This window comes from Paenibacillus alba, assembly GCF_013204855.1.
Classification (GTDB): Bacteria; Bacillota; Bacilli; order Paenibacillales; family NBRC-103111; genus Paenibacillus_E; species Paenibacillus_E alba.
The window spans coordinates 1-7012 of sequence record NZ_JABMKZ010000079.1 but is presented as its reverse complement, the minus strand read 5'-3'; the positions used below and the strand labels follow the sequence as shown (position 1 = coordinate 7012).

General features: G+C 43.5%; 4 protein-coding genes, 6 tRNA genes and 1 rRNA gene. All 11 read right to left on the bottom strand.

Going from position 1 to position 7012, the window contains the following annotated elements:
• Positions 1-473: 473 nt before the first annotated feature.
• Complete coding sequence (locus HQN90_RS37860) at positions 474-1352, bottom strand: aldo/keto reductase (RefSeq protein WP_173227972.1); 879 nt, start codon at positions 1350-1352, stop codon at positions 474-476.
• Positions 1353-1410: 58 nt separating this feature from the next.
• Positions 1411-1800, bottom strand: a complete 390-nt coding sequence (locus tag HQN90_RS37855; RefSeq protein ID WP_173227971.1) for a carboxymuconolactone decarboxylase family protein — start codon at positions 1798-1800, stop codon at positions 1411-1413.
• 2 nt (positions 1801-1802) lie between these two features.
• Positions 1803-3431, bottom strand: a complete 1629-nt coding sequence (locus tag HQN90_RS37850; protein WP_173227970.1) for a thiamine pyrophosphate-binding protein — start codon at positions 3429-3431, stop codon at positions 1803-1805.
• The gene (locus HQN90_RS37845) at positions 3428-5722 is read right to left on the bottom strand and encodes an EAL domain-containing protein (protein WP_173227969.1); all 2295 of its coding nucleotides are present in this window, start codon (positions 5720-5722) and stop codon (positions 3428-3430) included. The genes HQN90_RS37850 and HQN90_RS37845 overlap by 4 nt, the downstream gene beginning before the upstream one ends.
• A 557-nt stretch (positions 5723-6279) precedes the next feature.
• A tRNA-Pro gene (locus tag HQN90_RS37840) sits at positions 6280-6353 on the bottom strand.
• 26 nt (positions 6354-6379) lie between these two features.
• Positions 6380-6456: transfer RNA gene (locus HQN90_RS37835), tRNA-Arg, on the bottom strand.
• A gap of 10 nt (positions 6457-6466) precedes the next feature.
• Positions 6467-6541: transfer RNA gene (locus HQN90_RS37830), tRNA-Gly, on the bottom strand.
• A 43-nt stretch (positions 6542-6584) separates the two neighbouring features.
• Positions 6585-6664: transfer RNA gene (locus HQN90_RS37825), tRNA-Leu, on the bottom strand.
• Positions 6665-6683: 19 nt separating this feature from the next.
• Positions 6684-6759 (bottom strand) — tRNA-Lys (locus tag HQN90_RS37820).
• Positions 6760-6766: 7 nt separating this feature from the next.
• A tRNA-Met gene (locus tag HQN90_RS37815) sits at positions 6767-6843 on the bottom strand.
• 53 nt (positions 6844-6896) lie between these two features.
• Positions 6897-7012: ribosomal RNA gene (gene rrf / locus HQN90_RS37810) — 5S ribosomal RNA — on the bottom strand.

Genomic DNA, 7012 nt, shown 5'->3' with positions numbered 1-7012 from the left:
CCTCATTTTGTATGGACACTTTCCATCCCTCGCTACATGGTTTTTCTTTATTATACTAAAAATTCAATATTATAGGGGAGGAATTCGAGTTGTTCGACAGTCTCTTTTCGGCAGGCTCAGATCGGCTTTGCTCGGTTTTGCCCCTTCTTCACGCCCGAGACTGCCTTTTTGGCAGGCTCAGCGGCGAGGTGCGGCTTCTCTTTCCCTGAGACAGCGTTTTCGGCAGGCTCAGATCAGCTTTGCTCGGTTTTGATCCTTCTTCACGCTCGAGACTGCCTTTTTGGCAGGCTCAGCGGCGGGTTGCGGCTCTTCTACCTCTGAGACGGTGGTTTCCGCAGGCTCAGCCAGACTCAGCGTAAATACCCGCGAACACTAACCGCTAAGCTTCGCTTACTGCATGACCAACTATGCAGAGAAAACAAAAAAACACGCATTTCCCTAAGGAAATAACGTGTTTTCGTGTTTTCTTATCTCTATGCAATCGATGTCGGTGCTCCGAAAACAGTCGTATATCCGCTGATTTTACTTAAGATTTGCGTCGCTTCCTCATCGTTCATGGAGCCATACCGCTGCACAGCGTCAACGATTTTGGGGAACAAATGAATATCCCCAGCGCTGGCAAACCCGCACACCCCAGGAAAAGACAAAACAAAATGTACACAAGCATCAATGATCTGCTGCTGATCAAACGGCTCATACCAAGTTGCATAGGGGCGCTTCGCCCCTTCTTCCCATGGAGCCTTGGCAATCGCTTTAATCACCCTGACAGCGGCACTCTGCTTGCTAGCCTCTTCCAGCAAGGCGTCAAAAGCCTCCCGATATTCAGGCAAGCTGTACATATAGTAGTTAAGCGGCAGCAAAATGGTGGCGAATGGGAATCTACGCAAAGCTTCCAAATGGACAATCGGCGCATCATGCCCATGACCGGTGATGCCAATCTCCTTCACAATGCCTTCGTCCTTCGCTTCCAAAGCGGCTTCCAGTGCGCCGCCTTTCGCTGTGCAGCGATCCAGTTCTTCCATTGAGCCCACGGCGTGCAGCTGAAGCAGATCAACCGAATCAACCCGCATCCGCTCCAAGGAACGATAGATCTCTTCCTTCGCTTCTCTTTTCGATCTTTGCCCTGTTTTGGTAGCCAGGAAAATATCCCCGCGAACTTGGCTGATCAGGGGGCCCATCCGTAATTCAGCATCGCCATAGCTGGCGGCTGTATCGAAATGGTTAATTCCCTGCTGCAAGGCGTACGAGATGGATGCATCTGCTTCTTCCTGCGTAACATTTCCTAAGCTTGCAGCTCCGAACATAACAACCGAGCTCTCATGACCTAAACGACCGATGGTTCGTTTTAACATAGTGAAGCGCCTCCTATTCAATTCCGCTAACTTCACTTTTATTATAACAAATCATGATTTAAATATCTGTAATCCCTCTTTGCTCAAACACATTCATAACGTGTGTCATGGCGCTGCACGCTTTAGGAAAGCCCACATAGGCAGCACAGTGGATAACGATCTCCACGATTTCCTTGGGGGTTAACCCAACGTTAAGCGCTGCATTCAAATGAAAGGGCATTTGCTCAAAAGCACCCTGAGAGATTAAGGCTGTGAGCGTGATCAGCTCTCTTTGTTTATAATCTAATGTTTCCCTGGAGTAAATTTCGCCAAATCCAAAGGACACAAGAAAATCAGCGAAATCCGGGTAAAATTTCTTAAAAGCATCGATGGCTTGCAAGCCCGGCGCTCCAACCATCTCATTCAATACTTCAATCCCTTTGTTATAATTGACTGGATCTCTGCTCATACTTATCCCCTCTTTGCTGTTGGTGGCATTTCTAATGGATCAACGATCACTTCAATAACAACCGTCCTGTCGGCCGTTTTCGCTTGTTCGATAGCGGCTTGCAGCTCTTCGGCATCGAAGCATTTGAACGCAAGTGCTCCCATGGATTCCGCAAACTTTTGTGCATCCAACATCGTTTTATAAACGGTGCCAATGGCTTTGCCCAGATGCAAAGTCATTCCTGTATCAACCATATCGATCTTCCCGTTATTGAATACAACAAAAATAACGTTCGCCCCGTAATTGACCGCCGTCGAGATTTCCGTACCGTGCATAAATGTGCAGCCATCACCAGTTAAACAAACGATCTTCGCTTCCGGTTTAGCAAGCTTGGCTCCGATCGCATAGCCAATTGCGTGACCCATCGTACCGAACACATCGTCAAAATAAAATGACCCCGGTCTCTTCACATCATAATGTTTAATGGCATAAAACGTATGACTTCCATCATCGCCAAAAACAACGGTATCCTCATCAAACGCTGCGCTCATGACTTTAGCAGCCTCCGCTGCCAACATAGGGGAACGGCTTTCTATGTAGGTGTCTTTCGTTTTATAATCTTCGATATGAAAAGGGGTTTTAACGATATCTTTGTAATTCAGAGTTTCAAACAAAGCGTTAAGATTCGTTTTGATATCACCAATGATGGGGATCGTTTCTACTTGAATGCTTTTGCCAATAAACGTCTGTTCATAATCAAAATGAATCACCCTTTTCGGATACAAAGAGGGGCTTAATCCGGCAATCGACATATCGGAAAGCTTGCTTCCAATGACGATCATCAAATCCAGACCGCTTTCAACATAAGCACTGGATTCCTCAGTCCCCCCAAGACCGTAAGCTCCTAAGGATAAATGATGCTGACTTTCAAAAGTCCCCTTGCCCCCAGGCGTAGTCATCACTGGAATATCGAAAATCTCCGCAAGCATTTTCACTTCGCGATAAGCTTTGCTTGAATGGACGCCTTTGCCCAGGAAGATGACTTTCCGCTCCGAGCGATTGATTACATCCTTGCATTTGTCTAAATTCGATGCGACAGGATGAATGGTTTCCGGCAAGTCCAGCTCAAACTCCTCAATATACTCCGCCAAAACATCCCCTGCAATTGACAGATGAACCGGTCCTTTAACCCCTGTATAAGCCTTCTCAATAGCATGCTGAAAATAAGCTTTAAACGTTTCCGCTCTTTCCACTCTGGCGCTGAACTTCGTCACAGGCTCAAACATTTTCACGATATCCGTTCCAAACATCGTTGAATCCTGACCAAGCGCTTTCCCCGAATCTTTGATAGAAGGATGCCCCGTAATAAATAGAACAGGAAGATGCGACGCTTTGGCTTGACCCGCAGACGTCAGAAGATTGGTGCCTCCCGGCCCCGACGTCCCAATAGCCACGGCTAATTGATTCTTCATTAGCGCATAGCCAGCAGCTTCGAAACCGGCACCGGATTCATGTTTAGACAAGACAAAATCGATTCCATTATTGTGTAAGTCAAGGATGAGTGCAGTGACAGCTTTGCCCGGAATACCAAAAACGTGGTTAATCCCCCACTTTTTAAAATGAATTGCTAGCAGCTCGGAAATTTTTTTCATTTTAAACCATCCATTTCATTTGTGAAATTGATTGCTATCTCCTCATTGATTTTGTAAAAATACTTCTCAAAATCATCAACAGAAAGAGGCTTGCTAAAATAATATCCTTGAACGATATCGCATTTTTTCTTCTGCAGGAAATCAAGCTGATCTCTCGTTTCAACACCTTCTGCTACAACATCCAAGTGCAAATTATGGGCCATCGAAATAATCGTACTGACAATATTGGAATCGTTGGTATCCACCATGATGTCTCTAACGAAGGATTTATCAATCTTTAGCGTGTGGATAGAAAACTTCTTCAAGTAATTCAAGGAACTGTAGCCGGTTCCAAAATCATCGATGCTGATCCTTACCCCCAAAGCATTCAATTGACCTAGAACATTAATCGCACGCTCAACATCCATCGTCATCGTTTCCGTTATTTCTAATTCCAAGAAGCTAGGATCCATACCGTATTCAATAAGCGTATTGTGGATAATCTCTACTAAGTTATCTTTCAAAAATTGTTGGGATGAGAGATTCACCGCAATGCGAACACGAGGAAAGCCTTTTTCCACCCACTTTCTACTTTGATTGCAAACTTCACTTAGCACCCATTCGCCAACTTGAGAAATCATGCCATTTTCTTCTAAGATGGGGATGAAATTTTCGGGAGAGACAATGCCATACTCCGGGCTATTCCATCTCAATAGTGCTTCTACGCCAATAATTTTCTTCTTTATCAGATCTACTTGCGGTTGGTAATACACCAAAAATTCTTTTTTATCTAAAGCCCTTCTTAGCAGTACTTCCAGTGATAGTTTATCTTTCTCTTTCGAATGGGTCTTCATATTTGAATCAAATAGTGTATAATTATTTCTCCCCTTCGACTTCGATTTATACATGGCATTATCCGCATAAACCATGAACGTCTCCGCATCCGTCCCATCATTAGGATATATAGCTATACCAATACTCGCAGTCACATGGAACTTAGAGTTATTAATCGTAAAAGGGGTGTCAAATAAATCTATAATCTGCTTCCCTTTCTGAGTGACTTCTTTTTGCCCGGTCATGTCACTGAAAAGGAAGATGAACTCGTCTCCGCCCATTCTAAATACTTTTCCATAATCACCTAAGCACTCTGTTAATCGACTTGACACTTGTTTTAATAAAACATCACCATTGGAATGACCAAAAGCATCATTAATCGTTTTGAAGTGATCCAAATCCAGAAACATAAGGGCTAAATCAATGTTGGTTCCTGAGATAAGTGAAATAGAGATATATTTATTCAATGTTTCTTTCAGAGATCTTCGGTTAGGCAACGATGTTAATTCATCATGATAGGCTAGGTAATTGTGTTTCTCTTCGTTCAAATAACGCTCTGTAATATCTCTAAGCTGCGAATACGAACCAATGAAATTGTTCGTTTCATCATAGATGGGCTGCGCATCGAAAAGGCAAACTACCTTTTGATTATCTACCGTATTTAAAATCATTTGCACATTATCAAAGCTTTTCTTGTTCTGAATAACCTTTTTCATATGTCCGCTTATTAAGCAGCTTGGATTATCTAAGCTACGGTCTACAATACTGATATCCTTTTGAATGCCAAATTTACCAACTACAAAATCATTCACAGAATTAATAATGCCATCAGCGTTCGTAATAATAATACCATTTCTATTTTTGTTAACCATAATCTGATTTAGCATATCTAACTTTCTATTTTGCTTCCTTAGCAGCAGCTCTCTCTCAATAGAGTCAACCACTGTCGATAACATGGTTAAGAAAAAAGGATTATGTAATTCCCATGCCGTCATAATGCAGATACTGCCTAGTAAATTATTGATATCCGTGTAACGAAATGCAACGCCATAACACGCTGTTCCATGAAGAATAGTGTGGTAGTGGTTGGAGCCAACCAATTGGATCGGATGACTTTGTTGAAGCGCTAAGCTCACTACATTCGTTCCCATATCTTCTTGCGTAAATTGTGCGCCTACGCGTATGCCTAATTGATTAATGGTGATCCTGATCGTTTCATCTCCAACCATGTGAATCAAGAAACCATTCTCATCCGATATGACAATCAATACTGGCGTTCCGCTTAATGAATCTAAAATCTTTTCAGAGAAAAAATCTATGACTGATAAAATTTCGTTATAAGTGTTTCTCTTGGCCAACAACTGCTTTTCTGACATCGTACGTTTGGGCTTTCTGATTTCATTTGGGTCCATACCCGCGTCAAAACATTTTCTTTTAGACTCAACAATGTAGTCAGGTTCTTGATTCAGTTGTTCCAATTCAACCACCGCCCATTAATTTAAACTTTTATAGTAGCATCATCTTGTTTGGGGATTTATGTGTTTAAGTCAATGATTACTCAATTCTAGGACATTTTGAAGCTTGCGTTCGAAGCCTCCATATCCATTTTCTATAAATCATTTCTTTCATTCTAATTCGACAAAAAAAGATATTACCCTTCCAGTCTCATTCAATTGTTTACAATTGTTTACATCTATTAAAAAAATCTATTAAAAAAGACACCTGCATAATCAGCAGGTGCCACTTTTGGAAACAACAAGATTGCCAGTCTGCATGTATCAGAAGAAATAACTCATCCGCGTACCGTCTTCCCCATTCGACAGGAATGCACAGCTTCCAATCAAAGCCACGCATATACGTTCTCTGGGAATTCCATGCCACCACCAACTAGTTATATCAATCGTACCAACTACTATATACTACTACTATACATGAATTTGATCATTAATCCTATTGGTAAAATCATTCCTGCAACGAATAGTAAAAAAAGCATAGACCAATCAGCTTTCAGCTGACTGACTATGCTAATTCTGTATCGGGACGACACGATTTGAACATGCGACCCCCTGCTCCCAAAGCAGGTGCTCTACCAAGCTGAGCTACGTCCCGATATTGTATACATCTGTTAGAAAAAATGGCGCGCCCTGAGAGATTCGAACTCCCGACCTTTTGATTCGTAGTCAAATACTCTATCCAGCTGAGCTAAGGGCGCTTAATAAAAATGGAGCGGAAGACGGGGATCGAACCCGCGACCCTCGCCTTGGCAAGGCGATGCTCTACCGCTGAGCCACTTCCGCATAGGAATCCCCAAGGCGTGTAACACTCCTTGGGGATGATTGATGCGCGTAGAGGGACTTGAACCCCCACGGTCGCCCGCTAGATCCTAAGTCTAGTGCGTCTGCCAATTCCGCCATACGCGCATGCTGTAAATAAGGCAAATGGTGAGTCATGTAGGATTCGAACCTACGACACCCTGATTAAAAGTCAGGTGCTCTACCAACTGAGCTAATGACTCGCATCATTGGTTGCGGGGGCAGGATTTGAACCTGCGGCCTTCGGGTTATGAGCCCGACGAGCTACCGGGCTGCTCCACCCCGCGTCATAGTTAGATGCCCTACAATCTCTTGCTGTTAATATCCCAAATGGGATACTGCTTGGCAACGTTCTACTCTCCCAGAACCCTGCGGTTCAAGTACCATCGACGCTGGAGGGCTTAACGGTCGTGTTCGAGATGGGAACGCGTGGGTCCCCTCCGCCATCATCACCAA